Source organism: Williamsia sp. Leaf354 (assembly GCF_001424365.1).
In the GTDB taxonomy this organism is placed as follows: Bacteria; Actinomycetota; Actinomycetes; order Mycobacteriales; family Mycobacteriaceae; genus Williamsia_A.
In genome coordinates this window covers 1,036,396-1,056,902 of record NZ_LMPL01000001.1, presented here as the reverse complement: position 1 = coordinate 1,056,902, position 20,507 = coordinate 1,036,396, and the positions used below count along the sequence as shown (strand labels likewise).

Sequence of the window (20,507 nt, the reverse complement as noted above, 5' to 3'; positions counted from 1 at the left end):
GTCCGGAGGTCCGACGGTGATCACGGATGTGGTGGTGGCGATCCTGGTGTTGACCGGGTCGGTGCTGGCGTTCACGGCGTCGATCGGTGTGCTCCGCTTCCCCGACACGATGACGCGGATGCACGCGACGACGAAGCCGCAGACGTTCGGGCTGTTGCTCATCCTGATCGCCGCGATGATCCGTCTCGCCGGCAGCGTCGACTTCGGGATGCTGGTGCTGTCGGGGTTGTTCGCACTCATCACCGCACCGGTCGTCGCCCACCGGATCGGGCGTCTCGCGTATCAGGAGCAGCGGGTGCGCGACGACCTCATGCAGCGTTCCGACGCGGACTCCGGCTCGTCGGACTGACCCGTTCGGCCGTACCGGTCGGCATGGACATCGTCGGTGCTCAGACGGTACGCGGTCCGCGGAATGTCCGATTCGCGTAGCAGATCGTGAGGATGTGTAACTTGTGTAGCTGCACACTTCCGGGGCCCCTCAACATGCGTTACAGTTCACCTCACGAAATGAATCGCACGTGGCTATGGGGGTGCGTGTGAATGAGCGGGGAGTACCACTGATCATGTCGACACCGAGCACCGATCTGGACACCGCGGCCGCGTCGGGGGATCGCGCGCCGGGTCCGACCATCACCGTGGCGGGCCTCCCCGCATCGCGGTCGCTGTCGGACATCAACAAGTTGGCGACTCAACTCGTCGGGCACTTCGCCGACAACGTCGCGCCGTGCGGGACGCTCCCGGGCGAGCAGCTGCACGGTGACGTCACCGCCGTCACCCAGACCTGCCTGCGGATGGCCATCGAGATCCTCGACGAGCAGCGTCTGCCCGGCGAGGAGCAGCTCGCGCAGCTCCGAGAAGCCGCCGCACAGTGGGCCCGCGAGGGCGTGCCGCTCGACACGATCATCCACACCTATCACGAGGGCATCAAGATCGGTTTCGACCTGATCGCCGCGAAAGCCGGCGGAGACGACCTCGCCGACCTCGTCTCCGGTTTCCGCCTCGTGATGAAGCTGCTCGACACGTTCACCGTCACCGTCGCCACCGCGTACGTCGAGGAGCAGCGGCTCGTCGCGGGCCAGCACCAGTCGGCGACACAGACGCTGATGTCGGCGCTGCTGTCGGGGCACACCGCGTCGTCGGTGGCCCGCCAGACCGGACTGCCGGTGGCGCAGAGCTACCAGGTGGTGTCGATGACCATCGCGCCCCATCCCGACGAGCTCGACCCGCGGGTCAACACGAAGATCGCCGCGCGCCGCAAGCTGCGTCGCGTGCAGTCGTCGCTGGCGACCACCTTCAACTCCCGCGCGCTGACGCTGCTGAGCAACAACGGTGGCACCGTGCTGATCCCCGCCGACACCGACATGCCGGTGCTGACCGGCGAGCTGCTCGAGGACCTCTCGGCCGTGGCCGAGGCGCCGATCATCGCGACACACTCGATCGGAACCACCGACCGCATCCCCGAGCTCGCCTCGGAGAGCCATGAGCTCATGGATCTGGTGCGCGCGATCCGCCGTCCGCCGGGTCTCTACGAGATGCAGGATCTGCTCATCGAGTACCAGATCACCCGACCGGGCCCGGCGCGCGATCATCTCGCCGCGACGCTCGAACCGCTCGACAACCATCCCGAGCTCCTCGAGACGCTTCGGGTGCACCTCGACACCGGGCTCAACCGCAAGGGAACCGGGCGTCGGATGCACATCCACCCGAACACCGTCGACTACCGACTGCGTCGCATCACCCAGACCACCGGTATCGATCTCGCTCTCCCCGAGGGCATCTCGCGGGCGCACATCGCGTTGCTCGCCCGCGACCTCGAGCAGCAGGCGACCCGACCGACCGTCTGACGGTTCGGCTCAGCGACCGAGTTCGTTGACCACCGCGGTCACCACGTCGCGCATGTCACCGGTCTGCGCGAACACCGCGCGCTGGCGCTGATACGAGCCCCGTCCGTCGATGATCGACGAGACCGAGGCGAGTTCGTCTACGCAATCGAGCCGTCGCGCAACGGGTTCGAGCCGGGTGAGGATGTCGGCGAGGTCGTCGGTCACGAGTCTCTCGTTGCAGTCGGCGTCCTGGATGATGACCGCGTCGAGGCCGTACCGCGCTGCGCGCCACTTGTTCTCCTGCACCAGCCACGGCGCCATCTCCCGCGGCAGGGTACCGGCGGTGAGGCGGTCGTCGATGTCGACGACGAGGCAGTGGATGAGTGCGACGAGAGCCTCGAGTTCGGCGACCGTCGACACGCCGTCGCACACCCGGACCTCGACGGTGCCCAGGCGGGGCGAGGGGCGGATGTCCCACCGCACCTCGTTGATGTCGTCGATGATGCCGGTGGTCTTCTGGTCGGCGACGAACGCCTCGAAATCGGCCCACTCGGAGAACTGGAACGGCAGACCTGCCGTGGGCAACTGCTGGAACATCATGGCGCGGTTGCTCGCATAGCCGGTGTCGGTGCCCGCCCACATCGGTGACGACGCCGAGAGCGCCAGCAGGTGCGGGTAGTACGCGAGCAGGGCGTTCACCACCGGGAGGACCTTGTCGCGGCGGTCGATTCCGACGTGCACGTGCACGCCCCAGATGAGCATCTGGCGTCCCCACCACTGCGTGCGCTCGATCAGCTCGGCGTAGCGCGGTGACTCGGTGAGCTGCTGGGTCGACCACTCGCTGTAGGGATGCGTGCCGGCGCCGAAGAGATCGACGCCGATGTCGTCGGCGATGGCGCGCACCACGCCGAGGGTGTGCCGCAGATCGGCCATGGCCTCACCGGTGGTGGTGCAGACACCGGTCACCAGTTCCACGGTGTTGCGCAGCAACTCCTGGTGAATCCGGTTGTCCAGCGTCGAATCCGCGAGGTCGACGACCCGATCGAACAGTGCCGCAGCCGAATTCGAGAGTTCACCGGTGGTCTTGTCGACCAGGGCGAATTCCCACTCGACACCCAGTGTCGGTGCGGGAGAGCCCCGGAACTCGATGGGGGCGATCACCCCTGTTCGATGACTCCGCAGGCGACGCGCGTGCCGGCGTCACCGGTGGAGAGCGTCTCCTGGTCGGGGGCGGGCGCGTAGCGCGTGGGGATGTTGGCGAAGTTGTCGGGGCCGGAGTGGATCATGATCGACTTGCCGGCGATCTGGCTCAGGGTGAAGGCGCTGGTGGTGGTGACCGTCTCGCCGGTGCCCGCCCCGGTGACGTTGATCGACACCAGGTCGCCGCTCGCGGGATGGCCGGTGCGGCCGTCGACCTGGAAGTGGCCGCCGGCGGACAGGAACGCGCCCGGGGCGCCGCCGGTGGGGGCGACGGAGTTGTTCTCGCACTTGCCCACCGAGTGGATGTGCAGGCCGTGGAAGCCGGGGGTGATCCCGGAGGTGACCTTCACGTCGACACGGACCGCCGAGCCCTCGGTGGAGAAGGTGGCCTCGCCGACGCGTGCGCCTCCGGGGCTGATCAGCGACGCGGTCAGACCCGAGCCCGACGGCTCGGCGTTGCCCGATTCGGTCGGTGATGCGCCGGCCTCCCGCTCGTTGATGCCGAGGTTGTTCGGGGCCTGGTCACCGGTGACGACGGCGGGCGTGGTGCCCTGCTGCGAGCTGGGCTCCTCGCCCGGGCTGCACGCGGTGAGGACTGCTCCGGCGGCGACCGTGGAGGCGGCGAGCACGAGTGCGCGGCGCACACCGGCGTGGCGGAGGGTCGGCTGGAACATCATCGCGGAAGGTCTCCCTTGTTGTGATCGGGCGCGGGGCGGGCGCGTCGGTGGAAATCATATCCGGCGTGCCACGTGCGGGGTCCCGCCGCCCGCTCGTCGCCCGACGACGATCACGGGCCGGGTGTCATCGGGTGATGACGATGACCGCGATCCCGCCGCGACACTGCGTGAAGGCCGAGGGACGGGGATCTGCGGTCGCACCGTTGTCGAGGTCGGCGACGACCTTCTCGGCCTCGTCGCGCAGCGACGGTGTGTAGAAGACCGTGTTCTCGGTGATGCTCGCCGACTGCAGGTTGCCGGGCTCGCTGGTGCGGTAGCCCTTGGCCTTGAGGGTGTCGGTGACCTCGACCGCGAGGCCCGACTGCGACCCGGCGTTGTAGACACAGACGAGAGGACCCGATGCCGAGGCCGAGGTGGACGAACTCGTACCACTCGCCGGTGCGCCGGCAACCGCCGACGACGACGGGGTCTCCGACGCGCTCGACGCGGCGGCCCGCAGGTCGGCCTCGGGACTGCTGGTGGTGGTGACCGCGGAATGCCAGCCCAACCCGATGCAGACCACCGCGATCGCGAACAGCAGCATCGCCCCGGCGCGCAGCGGCAACCGCGTGTTGTCAGATTCGGGGGCCATCACGGCCGCCACTCTACGGACGTCTGGTGCCTCATCGCGGTCCGGGACTCCACGGATCGAGGCGTCAGGTGATCTCGAAGCCGAGGCGTCGGGCGGCGCGCGCCTTCTGCCTGCTGGCACGCAGGCGACGCAGACGCTTCACCAACATCGGGTCGACGGCCAGCGATTCGGGTCGATCGACCAGGGCGTTGAGGACCTGGTAGTACCGCGTGGCCGAGAGCCCGAAGAGTTCCTTGATGGCCTCCTCCTTGGCGCCGGCGTACTTCCACCACTGCCTCTCGAAGGCGAGGATGTCGTGTTCGCGGCGCGTGAGGCCGTCGGCACCGACGACATTCGCGTCGGTTCCGGTGGTGGGGGTGCCCGGGGTGTCAGACTGTTCGCCGGTGCCGACCGGGCCCGACCCCTTTTGACTACGCGCAGTTGCGCCGTCCATCTCGCTCCCTCGAGGTCTTTCCTGCTTACACACCGCGTGACCTGCGAACAGTGCCCGCATCGACGATCGGACTGGTCGAATTACATCGGTGTGGTTCGTTGAACATCTAACCATGAAAGTCATGGGGATTTCGGGTTCGCCGTGCCGAGTAATCTGTGCCGCATGGCAATTCTTCCCATCTGCATCGTCGGTGAGCCGGTGCTCCACCGACCGACCGAGCCGGTGGAACTCGACGCCGACGGTCGGCCGCCCACCGATGTCGTCGCGCTGCTCGACGACATGTACGAGACGATGGACGCCGCCCACGGCGTGGGCCTGGCGGCCAATCAGGTCGGGGTGGGTCGGCGGTTCTTCGTGTTCGACTGCCCCGCCGGCGAGACCCGGTCCACCGGTCGCGAACGCGGCGAGATCATCAACCCGGTGCTCGAGACCTCGGAGATCCCCGAGACGATGCCCGACCCGGATGACAACGACGAGGGCTGCCTGTCGGTGCCGGGTGAGCAGTTCCCCACCGGCCGCGCCGACTGGGCGCGGGTCACCGGGGTGGACCGCACCGGCGCCGAGGTCGTCGTGGAGGGCACCGGCTTCTTCGCGCGGATGTTGCAGCACGAGACCGGGCATCTCGACGGGTTCCTCTACGTCGACGTGCTCGTGGGGCGCAACGCCCGCGCCGCGAAGAAGGCGATCAAGCGCAACGGGTGGGGCGAGCCCGGACTCACCTGGACACCGGGCGAGGGACCGGATCCGTTCGGTCACGACGACGACGACCTCGACGACGAATGAACCCCGACGAATGAACCCGGGCGAGTGACCGCGGCCCCGGGCGATCGCGTCGTCGTCCGTTTCCGCAGGGGCGCGGGCGCGCCCGGCGACTGGCGGCGCGACCCGTCGGCGACGGCGAGTGACGTGACCGGCGTGCTCGTGGCCGTTCCCGACAACGGCGCGTGGGCGGTCGATCGGGATGGCGAGATCGTCTCGATCCCCGCCGAACTGGTGATGTCGGTGCGAGTGCTCTCGGATCGCCCGGTGCGCAACTCCGAGATCCGCGCGCTCGAGAGGGCCGCGGCCCGCGGGTGGCCCGGGTTCGAGTCGACGACGATCGGCGGGTGGTTCGTGCGCGCCGGTGGGGGTTTCAGTCGACGCGCCAATTCGGCGGTGCCCCTGGAACGAGGCGCGACCCTCGACGGCGGTGTCGTGGAGGCGTTGTCGGCGTTCTACGCCGACCGCGATCTCTCCGCGCGATGCGCTGTGGTGGAGAGGCTCATCCCGTCGGTGCACGTCGATCCGGATCGGTTCGAGATCGAGGCGATCGCGATGGTCCGCTCGGCCGAGGCGATCGACGTCCGACGCGATGTCGAGATCACGATGACCGACACCCCGTCCGACGCCTGGATCCACGCCTACCTGGGGAGTGCGGACCGGGTTGGGTCACCGGAGGTCGTGCGGCGAGTGGTGACCGCGTCGATGGACGGCACCCTCGGCTTCGTGTCGGTGACCGACGCTGGTCAGATCGTCGCGATCGGCCGCGGCGCGGTGACCACCGACGAGCCGTTCGACGTCGGCGCGCGCGGGGTCGCCTGGAATGGCATCACCTGCCTCTGGACCGACCCGCGGCTGCGCGGGAGCGGCGTCGGGACCGCCGTGGTCGACCGACTGCTCGGGTGGGGTCGCGAGTTCGGCGCCGAGCAGGCCTACCTTCAGGTCGAGACGACCAACACCGCGGCCATCCGCCTCTACCGCCGCCTCGGCTTCACCCGACACCACACCTACGGCTACCTCCCCCTCTGACCCCCGTCGACCGTGCAGTTATCTCCGTCGATCGGGCATTTAACTGCGCCGACCGTGCAGTTATCTCCGTCGATCGGGCATCTAACTGCGCCGAGCGTGCAGTTATCTCCGTCGACCGTGCATTTAGCTGCGCCGAGCGTGCAGTTGTTCGCATCGATCGGGCAGAAACCGATGTGCGTCAGGCCGCGTGGGCGTGGAGTCGCGCTGCGAGCGGGCCGAATTCGTCGACCGCGCCGTCGCGATCGACCGACCACGCCGACATCTGTTCCTCGAGGATCCAGGCACGCGCCCGCGTCGGATCGGTGTGCATGAGCGTCGCGGCGGCCTGCGCGGTACCGGCATCGTCGGCGACGACCGTCGCCGACATCAGTCCCGAGATTGGTTGCGGGTCGAAGGGGCCCCTCGGCAATGCTGCGATGTCAGCCGCCGACACCGTGGCCATCGCATGTCCCTGCGGGAGTTCGAGTTCGCCGACCACCGGTGCGCTCGCGACATGCCATCCGCCCAGCGGGGGATGTCCTGCGGACGCGACCACACCGCCCACGGCCACCATCACCCCGCAGCCGAGGCGTTCGGCGACCAGGTGTGCGGACATGTCGGCCAGGAAAGCGCGCCCGGCCGTGAGCAATTCGATCCGGACATCGGCGGGAACGGTCACGCAGCCGTCACCCAGTCGCGGCCGGTGCCACGCCGGGATGGGCGACACAGTCCGCACGACGACGGGCAGCGGGCCGTCGGTCGTGAACCGCAGGTGCGGCAGGTGGCGATAGTCGGGGACGGAGCTACGCCGAACCGCCTGTGTCGCACCGCCGGTCAGGTCGGCGTGGAACAGGGCGTCGGTGAGGATCTGCTCGAACACCACGCTCACCATCACCGGGGTGCCCGCGGCCAGATCGACCGCGTGGATCTCGGCCGAGGCGCGACGGCGGTTGACCGTGAGGTCGATGTTCTCGGCGTGACGCGCGACCTCCCGTCGAGCGGATTCGAGGGTGGCGGGTTCGGTCACCGACACGGTGATGTCGGTGTCGAGACCGGTGAGAGAAGTGGTGGCGATCATCGTCGACTCCTGTGTCGGTGGTGGTTGGCTGATGAGAACCATCGTGTGCGCCGACCCTGGGTGCTTCCTGTGAGCCACCCGACAGACACCTATGGGATCGCGCGACATGCCCGATCGATGCGAGCAACTGCCCGATCGATGCGAGTAACTGCCCGATCGACGCCTGACACTGCCCGGTCGACGGTCAGGTGGCGAGGGTGCGGCTGGTGTCCTTGAGGTCGACACCGCTCCGGCCCAGTGCACGGGCACCTTCCACCAACGCGGCCACCACACGCGCGGCACCGACATAGCTCTGGCCTCCGGGCGGGTGGATGTTGGAGATGCAGTTGCGTTCGGAATCGGCACGTCCGGGTCGCGGCAGGTGGGTGAGGTAGATCCCGACGCTGTCGGCGACCGACAACCCCGGCCGCTCCCCGATCACGACGATGAGCGTCCCGACCTTCTGGGCGGCGCCGATGTGGTCGCCGAGCGCGACGCGCGCCTGGGTGGCGATCACCGGTGTGGCGATCGAATACGTCGGTGCGAGAACGTCCTTGACCGCGGTCACCACCCCGACGGCGTGTTCGGTGAGGGCGATCGGCGAGAGTCCGTCGGCGAGGACGATGCCGATGTCGGCGTCGGCGGTGGCCACCGAGAAGTCGTCGCCGGGCGTACGCCCGAAGTCGGGGCGCCGGAGGTACTCGCTGCGGTCGGCCGCCCGGCTGGCGACGACCTCGGGGGTGCCGAGTCCGATCGGTGCGATCGCCGCCACCAGACCGTCGACGTCGAGCGGATGGTGCACGGCATCGCGGGCCGCGGCGTGCGCGGCCGCGAACTCCAGCACCCGCGCCGTGGGCAGCGAATCGCCCGCCCGTCCGAGACCGATACGGGCGGCGGTGTTCTCGCGCAGCATGTCCCAGAGATCGCTCACGAGTGGGCCGCCGTGGCATCGGTGAGGGCACGCAGCGGCGACGCCTCCGGGGCGAGGTCGAGGATGCGGCCTCCCGCGTCGAGCATGCCGACCGAATCGAGCCAGCCCTCGAACTCGGGTGCCGGCCGCAACCCGAGGACGCGGCGTGCGTAGAGGGCGTCGTGGAACGACAGGCTCTGGTACCCGAGCATGACGTCATCGGCTCCGGGGACGGTGATCACGAACGGCACACCGGCCGCGCCGAGAAGCGTGAGCAGGGTGTCCATGTCGTCCTGGTCGGCCTCGGCGTGGTTGGTGTAGCAGACGTCGACACCCATCGGCAGTCCGAGGAGCTTGCCGCAGAAGTGGTCTTCGAGCCCCGCGCGGATGATCTGCTTGCCGTCGAAGAGGTACTCGGGCCCGATGAATCCGACCACGGTGTTGACGAGCAGCGGATCGAGTTCGCGCGCAACGGCGTAGGCGCGCGTCTCGAGCGTCTGCTGATCGACCGGCTTGCCGCCCGTACCGATGTGCGCGCCTGCCGAGAGCGCCGAGCCCTGCCCGGTCTCGAGATACATCACGTTGTCGCCGACCGTGCCGCGCCGCAACGACTTCCCCGCCTCGTTGCCCTCGCGCAACACGGCGAGATCGACACCGAAACCCCGGTTGGCGCCCTCGGTGCCCGCGACCGACTGGAAGACGAGGTCGACGGGGGCACCGGCCTCGATCAGCCCGATCGTGGTGGTGACGTGCGACAGCACGCACGATTGGACAGGGATCGCGTACCGGACGCGGATGTCGTCGAGCAGATGCAGCAGGTCGGAGGTGGCCTGCGGCGAATCGGTCGCGGGGTTGATGCCGATGACCGCGTCGCCGCAGCCGAGCAGCAGACCGTCGAGGGTGGCCGCGGCGATGCCGAGCGGGTCGTCGGTCGGGTGGTTGGGTTGCAGCCGGGTCGTCAGCGTGCCCGGCAACCCGATGGTCGTGCGGAAGGCCGTGGTCACGCGGCACGCCTTCGCCACGGCGATGAGGTCCTGGTTACGCATCAGCTTGCTCACCGCGGCGACCATCTCCGGGGTGAGTCCCGGTCCGAGGGCCGCGAGCGTCGTCGCGGCGTCGGGTGCGCTCGCGACCGACAGCAGGTGGTCGCGGAGTTCACCGACGGTCATCGACGCGACCGGGGCGAACGCCGCGGTGTCGTGGGTGTCGATGATGAGCCGCGTGACCTCGTCGGTCTCGTACGGCATCACGAGATCCTCGAGGAAGGTGGTCAGCGCGACGTCGGCGAGCGCCCACAGCGCGGCGGCGCGTTCGAGGTCGGTCTGCGCCGCGCATCCGGCGAGCTCGTCGCCGCTACGCCGCGGCGTCGCCTTGGCGAGCAGCTCGATGAGCGAGTCGAAGGTGAAGGTGGTGCCGCCGAGCGTTTGCCGATGGGTCGACACCCCTCACGCCACCTCGTCGTCGGCGAGCAGGGCGAACTCCTCGTCGGGGGATCCGGCCACCAGGTGCCGTCGGCTGTAGAGACCGAAGTAGGCCATGAACACGGCGAACGCCCCGAGCGTCCACAGCGCGGCGGTGGTGTCGACGAGGAAGGTGGCGATCACCGCGGCGACCGCGATGACCAGCGCGAACCCGGTGGTCACGATGCCGCCGGGCGTGCGGTACGGACGCGGCATGTCGGGCTCGCGGACCCGCAACACGATGTGGCTGATCATCATCAACACATAGCTCAGGGCCGCGCCGAACACGGCCATGTTCAGCAACATCGCCCCCTCACCGATGAAGGTGAGTCCGAAACCGATGACGCCGGGGATGATCAGGGCCCACACCGGCGCCTTGCGGTTGTTGGTCAGCGACAGCGACGTCGGGAGGTAGCCGGCGCGCGACAGCGCGAACGTCTGCCTCGAGTAGGCGTAGATGATCGAGAAGAAGCTGGCGACCAGTCCGGCCAGGCCGATGTAGTTGACGACCGTGGCGGCGGTGCCGTCGCCGAGCGCCTCGACCAGCGGGTTGCCCGAGCCGGAGATCTCGTCGGCGCCCATCGCGCCGGTCGCCAACACGAGGACCACCGCACCGGTGACCACCAGCATCAGCATCGCGACGATGATCCCGCGGGGCACGTTGCGCTCGGGGTTCTCGGCCTCCTCGGCCGCCAGCGGCACGCCTTCGACGGCGAGGAAGAACCAGATCGCGAACGGGATCGCCGACCAGATACCGAGATATCCGTGCGGGAGGAAGCTGGACGACCCGGCGGCGTCGGGGTCGGCGGCGATGTTCGTGAGATTCGAGGCGTCGAACATGCCGGCCGCGGCGACGGCGAAGACGATCAGCCCGACCAGGGCGATACCGGTGATGACGAACATGGCCTTGAGGGCCTCGCCCGCGCCCACGAGGTGCACGCCGATGAAGATCGCGTACGCGGCGAGATAGACCCACCACCCGTCGGTGATGCCGAACAGGTTCAGCGATTCGACGTAGGCGCCGATGAACGTGGCGATGGCCGCGGGAGCGATCGCGTATTCGATGAGGATGGCGGTTCCGGTGGCGAATCCGCCCCAGGGGCCCATCGCGCGACGCGCGAACGTGTAGCCGCCGCCCGCGGCCGGTAGCGCCGAGGACATCTCGGCCATACCCAGCACCATGGCGAGATACATCGCGGCGATGACGATCGCGGCGATCAGCAACCCGCCGAAACCTCCCTCGCCGAGTCCGCCGTTCCATCCGGCGTAGTCGCCGGAGATGACGTAGCTGACGCCGAGACCGGCGAGCAGGACCCAGCCCGCGGTCCCCTTCTTCAGCTGTCGTTTCTCGAGGTAATCACTTTCGGCACCTGCACCTTTCGGCGCCGCGGACACCGGCGGGGCGGACTTGTCGATCGTCATGACCGGACGCTAGACCCGTTGTGAGAACTACGGGTGATATCGGCTTTTCGGGCATGTTTCGTTCACCGTTTCTGAACTTTTCTCGCCCGCCCGGGTGCGCGTTCGCACGCTCGTTCTCCGTTCGCACGGTGTCGCGTTGTTCGCACCCTGCCGGCGGTATGCGAACAGTGCGACAGCGCGCGAACGCCCGCGGTTGACACTCTCGCTCGGGCGGGGACCTCCCGGGCCAGGACGACGGCGACACAACCCAGCAGAGTGCCGGTGACCCGTCGTTGCCAGATCGCCCACGTCGGGCTGCGCGTGAGAAAGCCGGCGACGGTGGCGGCGCCGACGATGAGCGAGGCGTTGACGATCATGCTCACCGTGATCTGGAGCGTGCCGAGGGTGAGGCCCTGCGCGAAGTGATGCCCACGGTTCGGGTCGATGAACTGCGGGATGAGCGTCAGATACATGATGGCCGCCTTGGGATTGAGCAGGTTGGTCACCAGGCCCATGGAGAACAATCGCGCCGAACTGTCGCGCGGGAGGTCGGCCACCTCGAAAACCCCTCGGCCGCCGGGCCGCAACGCCTGCCACGCCAGGTGGGCGAGGTACACGACACCTGCCGCCTTCACCCCGATGAACAGCCACGGGACGGCGACGAACACCACGGCGAGACCGAGGTTCGCCATCAGCATGTAGACGACGAAACCGACACCGGTCCCGGCGAGCGAGACGAGTCCGGCCCGACGGCCCTGGCCGATGCTCCGCGACACCAGGTACATCATGTTCGGCCCCGGCGTCATGACCATCACCAATGCGGTCAGGACCATGCCCGACGCCGCGGGCAGCGAGATCGGGAGCAGTCCGTCGAGTGCGTCCATGCGCGCCAGCCTGAACCCCATCCGTCGGCACATCAACCGAGTTTCTCCACGCAACGAACACCGCCGACGTCGACCGCTACCGTGACGTCGTGTCTGTGACCGAGGCGTGGGATGCGTTCATGGCGTTGCTGGAATCCGAGGCACCCGCGACCGCGCGCTCGTTCCGGCCGGGTGCGACGGCCGCGGCCGTCGACGCCGCCGAGCGGGCCACCGGACTGAGCTGGCCGAAGGAGTTGCGCGAGTTCGTCACGTGCCAGGGCGGTCAGCGCGAGTACGCGCCCGACGCTGCGGAACCGTTCGGTGGTCAGATCCTGCCAGCACAGGACATGTTCGGGCTCGACCAGATACTCGCCGAACGGACGATGATGATCGAAGTGTGGCAGGGCATCATCGAGGGTGATGCAGAGTATTTTCCCGGCGGCTACGACGGCGTGATCGCAGCGCATCCGCACGCGGGATCCAGAGCCGGAGCCTTTCTGCCGCACTACATCCCGATCAGCGGAATGGACGGATACCTCTACTTCTGCGATCTGCGTCCAGGCGAGGCGCACGGGAGTGTCCGCGCCTACTACCAGGACGCTTCCGACGACGACAGCTACACGTGGCGGTCGATCACCGAGATGGTGACGGGCCTGCGGGCGGCGATAGCCGGCGGGTCAGCGGTCGACATGTGGGAACCGCGCATCGAGAACGACGAGGTCTTCTGGCAACCCGAAGGGAGTGGCGACCAACCGGCACGACCCACACAGCACACGCCCGGACGTCTGGTCGTCCACACCGGATACGACGCTCCACCCGCGGACGCGTTGGCACGCCCGTTCGAGAGCCCCGGCGCCGACATCGACGCGATCGCCCACGCGGTTCGGGCCGCCGCAGAGGCCAAGTACGGCGCGGTGCGGGTGTCGGGTGCGCAGACGAACCTGCGCTGGATCCCGCAGATCCCCGGTTTCGTCGCCGACTGCCGGGCCACCGTCGGCGGCATCGTGATGCCCTACGCCGCCGTCATCACCGACACTCCGAGCGAGTTCCTGGTCGTGGAGATCCCATCGGAGGGTGCCTCGTTCGAACGGTGACGCCGTCGTAGGCTCATATCGATGACCCTGCAGATGCCGTCGCCGGGCGAGGAGCCGCGCACACGCCGTACGCGCACCCTCGTCGCGGTCGCCGCGCTGCTCGCGATCCTGGTGGTCGTGCTGGCCATCGGGGTGTCGTGCCGAGGCGACGATCAGCCGGTGCCGGCAGTGACCTCGGGTGTCCCGTCGTCGACGCCCACGACGACCACGACGGCGACGACATCCGAGACGACGACCACGACCACCACCACGCAGACTGCCCCGACGACCGAGCAGGCACCCGCCCCGGCGGGACCGAAAGAGCCGACCGGTCAGCAGAAGAAGCAGGACGACACGAAACCCGGTCCCGGCGCGGGTGGCCCTGCCGGTGGACCCGGAGGGCCGGACAAGAAGCCGGGCTGAGAGTCGTCAGAAGGCCGAGTGCGGGGCTCCGATGCCGGGATCGATCTGGAACGGACCGGATGCGCTCGGTGAAATCGGGAAGTCGAAGATGGCCGTCGGGATATACACCGTCGCACAGGCATTGGGGATGTCGACGACGCCGGACAGCCGACCTTCGATCGGCGCGGCGCCGAGCAGGAGGTAGGCCTGCTCGGGCGAGTAGCCGAACTTCGTGAGGTAGTCGATCGCGTGCAGACACGCCCGCTGATACGCCAGATGCGAGTCGAGATAGCGCTGCTCGCCGTCGAGGGTCACCGAGGTACCCGAGAAGGCAATGAACTCCGAATACTGCGGATCGGTGTTGCCGGGCATGAAGATCGCGTTCTCGCTGACCCCGTAGGTGCTCATGCCGTCACGGAGGATCTCCACGCGCAGGTCGATGAACCCACCCATCTCGATGGCTCCGCAGAAGGTGATCTCGCCGTCGCCCTGCGAGAAGTGCAGGTCGCCGACCGAAAGGTTCGCGCCGTCGACGAACACCGGATAGAAGACCCGACTGCCCTTGGTCAGGTTCTTGATGTCCTGGTTTCCGCCGTTCTCTCGCGGCGGCGCGGTGCGCGCACCCTCGGCGGCGGCTGCGTCGAAAGCGTCGCCGGTGAGGGTCCCGAGGATCGCGCTGTCGGGCAGCGGCGGCAACGCCAGCGGCGGGACGCGATCGGGATCGGTCGCGATCAGCGCGGCTTCTCGCGTGTTCCACGTGCTCAGCAGGTCTTTCGAGGGCGCCGTACCCATGAGTCCGGGGTGCACGATGCCGGTGAACTCGACGTGTGGGACGTGCCGCGACGTCGTCTTCTGACCGCTGAAGTCCCAGATGGCCTTGTAGGCGTCGGGGAACTGTTCGGTGAGGAACCCGCCGCCGTTGAGGGTCGGGAAGATGCCGGTGTAGCCCCACCCCTGGCCCGCCAGCGGTCCGGAGTCCTCCTGGGGGATGGGACCGATGTCGAGGATGTCGACGATGAGCAGATCGCCCGGTTTCGCGCCCTCCACCGCGATCGGTCCGGACAGGACGTGGACGCCGGCGAGCGGGGCGTCGCGGATGTCGTCGGCGGAGTCGTCGTTGACGATGGCGCCGTCGAACCATTCCCGGCAGTGCACCCGGAACGAGTCACCCGCCTTGACGGTCACCGCGGCGGGGATGTCGGGGTGCCATCGGTTGTGCCCGACCTTCTCCTGCGCCGTGAACGGCTTGGTGGAATCCAACGGGAAGATCAACTCGGGCATGCGGTTTCCGATCTCGTGAGGGTTCTCGAGGACGTCAGGGGCGGGGCAGGCGTCGATGACGCGGATCGGTCGACACCGGACGGCGACCACGACCAGAGGTCGGTATCGATGACGTGACTCGCGGCGACTGCGCGGTCGCGGCGGTGGCGTCATGGAGGCGCATCGCCACCGAGCCCCGGTGGCTCACCGCGATCGAGTCGAATCGTCGACGGGCGACCGCACCGCAACCGGAACAGTCGATCCGATCGGGCACCGACGCCATCGAATACGCACGCTCGGTGTCGCCACATCCCTGGTCACAGCGGAATCCGTACAACGGCATCGCGGCTCCTTCCCTCGGGAACGTACGGGGAACGCTAGGACGCCCCGGAACACCTGTCCACCGGAGCGACGACCGCGGCCTCTCAGGCACGTCCCCTATCCTTGGACGGCCATGACTGAGCCCTTCACACCCGGACCCCACGATCCCCAGCCCGATGAGCCCGGATCCGACCCCGCCGCCGGACCCGATCCCTCGTCCCGCCGGACCACGATCCTGCTGGCGGTCTCCGCGGTCGCCGCGGTCGCGATCGTGATCGCGGCGATCCTCATCGCGACCTCGGGCTCGAGCGACTCCCCGACGGCCGCGAGCGCATCGAGGTCGTCGACACCGACGACCGAGACGGTCACCGTCACCCCCAGCACCACCGACGAGACCACCACGACCGAGGAGACCACGACCACCACCGAGGCGCCGTCGACCGAGGAATCCGCATCGTCGACCGCGTCGGAGACCGCCGGCAACGGCCGCGACGCCGCCGTGTACGACTGCGCGGGCAACCCCCAGGTGCGGCCCACCGAGATCACCTCCATCTACTGCGGTGACAACGCCGTCTCGCTGACCAACATGCAGTGGACCCGATGGGGTGCGCGCGAAGCGGTCGGCAGCGGCACCGAGGTGCGCAAGGTGTGCGAGCCGAACTGTGCACAGGGATCGGTGGTCGGTGAGCAGGTGACCGTCGTGCTGGGCGACGTCACCAAGAAGGCCTTCGGCACCGTCACCGTGACCGACGAGAACGGCACCTCGAAGACCTACCGACTCACCGGCAACGCCCCGAACTGATCGCCCGGCGCGGATCGCCGCGCACCCGGCGTGCCCGATTTCGTGGACACGACCGCGACCGTTCCGTTACATTTCGTCGCGGCACCTGCCACGTCAGACGTCCGGTTCGGGGTCGGCTGAACCGAAGGTCACGCCCTTGATGCTGCGTTCGCGCCTGTTCGGCATCCTCCTCGCGCTGTTCGTCTCGGTCGCGCCCGCCGCTGTCGCCGCCGCGCCGGTGTCGGCGACACCCGCCACGGTCGTCTCCGGTCGCACTGTGGGGCAGACGATCTCGTACAACACCGGCGCACCGGGCCAGTGCACCTGGGGCGCGATGGAGAAGTTCCGCGCCTACTCCGGTCGTTACGCCGCGCTCGCGGGCAACGCCGCCGACTGGTACCACAACGCCCGGGCCACCGGTTGGTCGACATCGGCCACCCCGCGCCCGTTCGCGATGGTCGTGTTCCCGCCGGGCGTGCAGGGGGCGAGCCGATACGGCCACGTCGGATGGGTCGATGCACTCCGCCGCATCGGTGGGTCGACGTGGCTGCACATGTACGACATGAACGGCCCGGGCGGCCCGTTCGCCACCCGATGGACGTGGATCCGACACGTGCCGGGCATGGGGTACATCCTCGCGCCCCGGGCCGCCGGCGCCTGAGCCTCGCCGGGGCCCGCCCCACCGGTGCCGCGTAGCGTCAACAGCCGTGCGTATCGCGACGTGGAATGTGAACTCGATCCGGGCCCGCAGCGAACGGGTGGTCGACTGGATCGAACGCCACGACATCGACGTCCTGGCCATCCAGGAGACCAAGTGCACCGACGAACAGTTCCCGGCGATGGGTTTCGCCGCCGCCGGTTACGACCTCGCGACGCTCGGCCACAACCAGTGGAACGGCGTGGCCATCGCCTCACGCGTCGGCATCGATGACGTGGCCCGGGGTTTCGACGGTCAACCCGCCTTCGGCAAGGCCGACGCCGAGAAGGTGATCGAGGCGCGCGCGATCGGCGCCACGTGCGGCGGGGTGCGGGTGTGGAGTCTGTACGTCCCCAACGGCCGGGACCTGACCGATCCGCACTACGAGTACAAACTGGCGTGGCTGGAGGCGCTGCGCGGCGCCGGCGCCGCGTGGCTCGCCGAGAACCCGCAGGCGCAGATCGCGTTGACGGGCGACTGGAACATCGCGCCCACCGACGACGACGTCTGGGACACCGCCTATTTCGCCGACAAGACCCACACCTCGCCGCGGGAGCGCGCCGCGTTCGATGCGGTCGTCGAGACAGGATTCGCCGATGTGGTGCGCCCGTTCACCCCGGGACCCGGGGTGTTCACCTACTGGGACTACACCCAGCTGCGCTTCGCCCGTCGCGAGGGCATGCGTATCGACTTCGCGTTGTGCTCACCGGCCCTGGCGGCCCGCGTCACCGGGGCCGAGATCGATCGTCAGGAACGAAAGGGCAAGGGCGCCAGCGATCACGCCCCGGTGATCGTCGATCTCGACTGAGCTGCACCGACCAGCCCCCGTCCGGCGATCCGGCGCAGCATCAAGGCATGCGCGATCGGGATCACCAGCTCGACGGGGATCATTCCGACGTAGAACCAATTCGGCGCTCCGACGGCGACCCAGGCCCACAACCGGGCCACGCCACCGACGAAGAAGAGCGCGCCGAGGGCGTTGATGATCCGCGCGCGCGCCTCCACGTCGTTGGCAGCCCAGATGAACGCGGCGCCGTAGGCCGCGAACAGGACGTTGTAGAAACGCAGGTCCGATTCCATGGTGGCGTTCACCGACCCACCACCGATGTAGGTTGACTGACCGATCGCCAAGTGCACCAACGCGATACTGATGACAACCGCGCCGAACAACCGAACCCACATCGCGAACATACGCATGGTCGCTCCTTGTTTTACACGTGTATAACTGGACGGGACGTTACTGCTCCGCACTGACGTTGGCAAGACCTAGACTGTGGACCGTGACCTCCAGCCGGATGAGTTCCGATGCACGGCGCGCACACCTGCTCGACACTGCGGAGCGGCTCTTCGTCTCCGTCGCATACGACGACGTGCCGATGGCGCAGATCGCATCGGAGGCGGGTGTGACCCGAGCGCTGGTCTACCACTACTTCCCCACCAAAGCCGATCTCTTCGCAGCGATATGGGCACGTGCGCACGAAACGTTGGGCACTACGGTTGACTTCGCGCAGGCGCGATCAGTCCGCGACGGATTGATCTCTGCTCTGGTCGCCTACCTGGACTTCTACGAGAAGCATCTCGGCCTCGTCCTCACCGCCAACAGAAGTGCGATCGCGGCCGCACCCGTGGTGCGCGACCCCATCACCGCCACCTTCGACACGTTGACCACAACGGTTCTCGACGCCGTAGGGGCGTCGGGGGAACCGAGAAGGATCGCCGAGACGGCATTCGCGGGGTGGATCGGCTTCATTCGCGAGGCGACGGTGAAGACGCTCCTCGATCGGACCGTCACGCCGGAACAGAATCTCGCGATCTGCATCGACGTCCTCGATGCGACCGTGGGCCGGCACATCGATCTGGACGTTCCGGCCGGCCGCGGCTGACGACGGGGACCGATCAGCCCGCGGCGGCGGAGAGTGCCGGCTTCAGCTTGTCCAGGGCGTACGGGATCGACAGCGCCGACGGGAGATTGAGCGCGGTGATGGCCGTGAGGTCGAGTTGGGCGACCGCGTTGCGCTTCACCGAGTCGAGCTGTCCGTAGCCGGGAAGGTCTTTCAGCGTTCCTGCGAGCTGCGGAGACGAGGCTGCGATCACCAGTAGGTCCGAGTTCAACTCGGGGATGTTCTCGGTGCTGATCGGGAACCGCGGCAACTTCTGTTGTGCGGCAACGGTCTGCAATCGTTGCGGGATCGTCAGGCCGAGATCGGCGAACAATGTCGCAGCGCCGTCCTTCGGGTCGCCGAACACCTGGATCTGATCGGCCGAGTACAGGTACGCGAAGGTGAAGGTCTTCCCGGCGAGACCGGGGTTGGCCTTCTTCAGCGCGGCCACCTGTCCCTGCACGCCGTCGATGATCTCGGTGGCCTTGTCCTTCTGCCGCAGAATGGTTCCGAGCAGGGTGATCTGGTCCTGCCACGGGTCGATCTGCGCGCCGGTGATGCTGGGGATCGTCGGGGCGATGGCCTTGAGCTTGTCGATCTCGGCCGATTCGACCCCGAAGCCCGGAAGAAGGATCAGGTCGGGATCGGCGGCAGCGATCTGCGACACGCGGTCGCCGGAGAGGTTGATCTGCTTCGCCGAACCGAGTTTGTCCTTCACCCATGGCGACACCGCACCGCCCTGCATCTGCGCGGTGGTGCCGTACGCGGCCGGGGTCACCCCGAACGCCGCGACGGCGTCGGTCCACTGGTCACCGATCGCGACGATCCGCTTCGGGATCGAGTCGATGGTGACCGATCCTGCCGAGGTGTTGATGGTGACCGGCGCGACCGACCCGGAGGCATCGTCGTTCTCCTCCGGTGCGCTACACGCGGACATCCCCAGCGTGAGTGCACCGATCAGTGCGATCGTGAGGGCCGTCAGGCGGCGTCGTGACGTCATCGTTCTCCTCGAGAGGTGGTGTGCGGCAGTCGCGAACTCGCGACAGGTCAGACCGTGCAGGGCAGCAGCGCGAGACCGGCGACAGCGCAGGTGCTGGAGTTCGACAGCTTCCACTTGCCGTCGGTCCACACCCACGACAGCGCCTGGGTCTTCGACCCCTGGCCGACCAGCGTCATCTGCAGGGTGGCGTTCAGGGTGGTGCCGTTCACGGTGACCGGGTCGATGATCCGGTAGGTGAAGCCCGCGCCGCTCACGCGCAGGAGGTTGGCGACCCCGTCGACCGAGCCGAGACCCCGCGCGCCGGAATGCAATTCGTCGGCACGGGCGGCGCGGGATGCCCCGGTGTTCATCAGGATGCGCACCTTGGTGTTGAGCTGCCCGGCGGTGAGGGCCTGCGGCGCGGCAACCGGGGTGGCGGGCGCGGCCTGCTGCGGGGCATTCGACTGGGCCGTGGGGGGCGCTGCGGTGGCGACCGGTGCCGTTCCCGCGCCCGCGCCACCTCCGCTCTCGGGGACCTGCTCGCCCGCCGCGGCCGCCGCGGGAGCGGGGGCTGCGGGAGCAGCGGCGGAGGTGGGGGCCGCCTGCGCGACGGGCTGCTGGGTCAGTGCGGACTGCGCGGCACCGAGGTTGACGACGGTCGGCGTCTGCGCCGACGCGCTCGGCTCACCGTCGATGTCGCCCGAGATGACCAGTCCCACCACGCCGATGGTGACGATGACCGCCGAGACGACAGCGGCGACACCGGCCGAGGCGAGGACGGTGGGCAGGTTCACCGAGGACGTCCGCTTCGACGACGGCGTCGCGGCGTCGTGGTGCTCGGTCCCGTGGGAGTCAGCCGAGTAGGGGTCGCCCTGGGTCATGTCGTGTGGTC

At 68.4% G+C, this 20,507-nt stretch carries 23 protein-coding genes; 10 read left to right on the top strand and 13 right to left on the bottom strand.

The window, feature by feature from the left end:
• Positions 1–16 precede the first annotated feature (16 nt).
• Together mnhG and ASG12_RS05070 are read left to right on the top strand one after the other, a co-directional pair.
• Positions 17–349 (top strand): monovalent cation/H(+) antiporter subunit G, encoded by a 333-nt coding sequence (mnhG, locus tag ASG12_RS05075; protein WP_055785930.1) that lies wholly within the window; start codon positions 17–19, stop codon positions 347–349.
• A gap of 214 nt (positions 350–563) precedes the next feature.
• Positions 564–1,844, top strand: coding sequence for a PucR family transcriptional regulator (locus ASG12_RS05070; RefSeq protein ID WP_082501647.1), 1,281 nt, complete (start codon positions 564–566; stop codon positions 1,842–1,844).
• A gap of 9 nt (positions 1,845–1,853) precedes the next feature.
• Here the strand turns inward: ASG12_RS05070 and ASG12_RS05065 are convergent, their stop codons facing one another.
• From ASG12_RS05065 to ASG12_RS05050, 4 genes are all read right to left on the bottom strand, one after another.
• Complete coding sequence (locus ASG12_RS05065) at positions 1,854–2,981, bottom strand: glutamate--cysteine ligase (protein WP_055787706.1); 1,128 nt, start codon at positions 2,979–2,981, stop codon at positions 1,854–1,856.
• Positions 2,981–3,700, bottom strand: a complete 720-nt coding sequence (gene sodC, locus ASG12_RS05060; RefSeq protein WP_082501646.1) for a superoxide dismutase[Cu-Zn] — start codon at positions 3,698–3,700, stop codon at positions 2,981–2,983. Before sodC ends, ASG12_RS05065 begins: the two co-directional genes overlap by 1 nt.
• Before the next feature lie 124 nt (positions 3,701–3,824).
• Positions 3,825–4,331 (bottom strand): LytR C-terminal domain-containing protein, encoded by a 507-nt coding sequence (locus ASG12_RS05055; protein ID WP_055787702.1) that lies wholly within the window; start codon positions 4,329–4,331, stop codon positions 3,825–3,827.
• 64 nt (positions 4,332–4,395) lie between these two features.
• Complete coding sequence (locus tag ASG12_RS05050) at positions 4,396–4,764, bottom strand: DUF3263 domain-containing protein (protein WP_055785927.1); 369 nt, start codon at positions 4,762–4,764, stop codon at positions 4,396–4,398.
• A 162-nt stretch (positions 4,765–4,926) separates the two neighbouring features.
• Between ASG12_RS05050 and ASG12_RS05045 the strand changes: the two genes are divergently transcribed.
• Positions 4,927–5,547 (top strand): peptide deformylase, encoded by a 621-nt coding sequence (locus ASG12_RS05045; protein WP_055785924.1) that lies wholly within the window; start codon positions 4,927–4,929, stop codon positions 5,545–5,547.
• A gap of 24 nt (positions 5,548–5,571) precedes the next feature.
• Positions 5,572–6,552 carry a GNAT family N-acetyltransferase gene (locus ASG12_RS05040; RefSeq protein WP_055785923.1) on the top strand — a complete coding sequence of 327 codons (981 nt, stop codon included), beginning with the start codon at positions 5,572–5,574 and terminating at the stop codon, positions 6,550–6,552.
• Between the two features lie 178 nt (positions 6,553–6,730).
• On the opposite strand, the gene ASG12_RS05035 is transcribed toward ASG12_RS05040, so the two are convergent.
• The 5 genes from ASG12_RS05035 to ASG12_RS05015 form a co-directional block, all read right to left on the bottom strand.
• On the bottom strand, positions 6,731–7,609 hold the full coding sequence (locus ASG12_RS05035) for an FAD:protein FMN transferase (RefSeq protein ID WP_055785920.1): 879 nt from the start codon (positions 7,607–7,609) through the stop codon (positions 6,731–6,733).
• 184 nt (positions 7,610–7,793) lie between these two features.
• Positions 7,794–8,519: an ethanolamine ammonia-lyase subunit EutC gene (gene eutC, locus ASG12_RS05030; RefSeq protein ID WP_268810423.1), complete on the bottom strand. Its 726-nt coding sequence runs from the start codon at positions 8,517–8,519 to the stop codon at positions 7,794–7,796.
• Positions 8,516–9,940, bottom strand: a complete 1,425-nt coding sequence (locus tag ASG12_RS05025; RefSeq protein ID WP_055785915.1) for an ethanolamine ammonia-lyase subunit EutB — start codon at positions 9,938–9,940, stop codon at positions 8,516–8,518. The genes eutC and ASG12_RS05025 overlap by 4 nt, the downstream gene beginning before the upstream one ends.
• A gap of 3 nt (positions 9,941–9,943) precedes the next feature.
• Positions 9,944–11,380: an ethanolamine permease gene (eat, locus tag ASG12_RS05020; protein WP_055785912.1), complete on the bottom strand. Its 1,437-nt coding sequence runs from the start codon at positions 11,378–11,380 to the stop codon at positions 9,944–9,946.
• Between the two features lie 62 nt (positions 11,381–11,442).
• Complete coding sequence (locus ASG12_RS05015) at positions 11,443–12,243, bottom strand: LysE family translocator (protein WP_327197932.1); 801 nt, start codon at positions 12,241–12,243, stop codon at positions 11,443–11,445.
• An 89-nt stretch (positions 12,244–12,332) separates the two neighbouring features.
• On the opposite strand from ASG12_RS05015, the gene ASG12_RS05010 reads away from it, so the two are divergent.
• Both ASG12_RS05010 and ASG12_RS05005 read left to right on the top strand, forming a co-directional pair.
• A complete protein-coding gene (locus tag ASG12_RS05010) occupies positions 12,333–13,316 on the top strand; it encodes an SMI1/KNR4 family protein (RefSeq protein ID WP_156377922.1) in 984 nt (327 codons plus the stop codon).
• A gap of 21 nt (positions 13,317–13,337) precedes the next feature.
• Entirely contained in the window at positions 13,338–13,718 is a 381-nt protein-coding gene (locus ASG12_RS05005; protein WP_055785906.1) for a hypothetical protein, read from the top strand.
• Positions 13,719–13,724: 6 nt separating this feature from the next.
• Here the strand turns inward: ASG12_RS05005 and fmdA are convergent, their stop codons facing one another.
• On the bottom strand, positions 13,725–14,978 hold the full coding sequence (fmdA, locus tag ASG12_RS05000) for a formamidase (protein WP_055787695.1): 1,254 nt from the start codon (positions 14,976–14,978) through the stop codon (positions 13,725–13,727).
• A 433-nt stretch (positions 14,979–15,411) separates the two neighbouring features.
• Here fmdA and ASG12_RS04990 point away from each other — a divergent pair, with 433 nt between their 5' ends.
• From ASG12_RS04990 to ASG12_RS04980, 3 genes are all read left to right on the top strand, one after another.
• On the top strand, positions 15,412–16,080 hold the full coding sequence (locus ASG12_RS04990) for a hypothetical protein (protein WP_055785900.1): 669 nt from the start codon (positions 15,412–15,414) through the stop codon (positions 16,078–16,080).
• Positions 16,081–16,219: 139 nt separating this feature from the next.
• Positions 16,220–16,720: a CHAP domain-containing protein gene (locus ASG12_RS04985; RefSeq protein ID WP_055785896.1), complete on the top strand. Its 501-nt coding sequence runs from the start codon at positions 16,220–16,222 to the stop codon at positions 16,718–16,720.
• A gap of 46 nt (positions 16,721–16,766) precedes the next feature.
• Positions 16,767–17,564 (top strand): exodeoxyribonuclease III, encoded by a 798-nt coding sequence (locus tag ASG12_RS04980; protein ID WP_055785894.1) that lies wholly within the window; start codon positions 16,767–16,769, stop codon positions 17,562–17,564.
• Here the strand turns inward: ASG12_RS04980 and ASG12_RS04975 are convergent.
• Positions 17,534–17,953 carry a DUF4345 domain-containing protein gene (locus ASG12_RS04975; RefSeq protein WP_055785890.1) on the bottom strand — a complete coding sequence of 140 codons (420 nt, stop codon included), beginning with the start codon at positions 17,951–17,953 and terminating at the stop codon, positions 17,534–17,536. The two genes, ASG12_RS04980 and ASG12_RS04975, sit on opposite strands and share 31 nt — an antisense overlap.
• Before the next feature lie 83 nt (positions 17,954–18,036).
• Here ASG12_RS04975 and ASG12_RS04970 point away from each other — a divergent pair, with 83 nt between their 5' ends.
• Entirely contained in the window at positions 18,037–18,639 is a 603-nt protein-coding gene (locus ASG12_RS04970; protein WP_235456059.1) for a TetR/AcrR family transcriptional regulator, read from the top strand.
• Positions 18,640–18,652: 13 nt separating this feature from the next.
• On the opposite strand, the gene ASG12_RS04965 is transcribed toward ASG12_RS04970, so the two are convergent.
• Entirely contained in the window at positions 18,653–19,636 is a 984-nt protein-coding gene (locus ASG12_RS04965) for an ABC transporter substrate-binding protein (protein WP_055785887.1), read from the bottom strand.
• Between the two features lie 47 nt (positions 19,637–19,683).
• Entirely contained in the window at positions 19,684–20,496 is an 813-nt protein-coding gene (locus tag ASG12_RS04960) for a hypothetical protein (RefSeq protein ID WP_055785883.1), read from the bottom strand.
• Positions 20,497–20,507 lie beyond the last annotated feature (11 nt).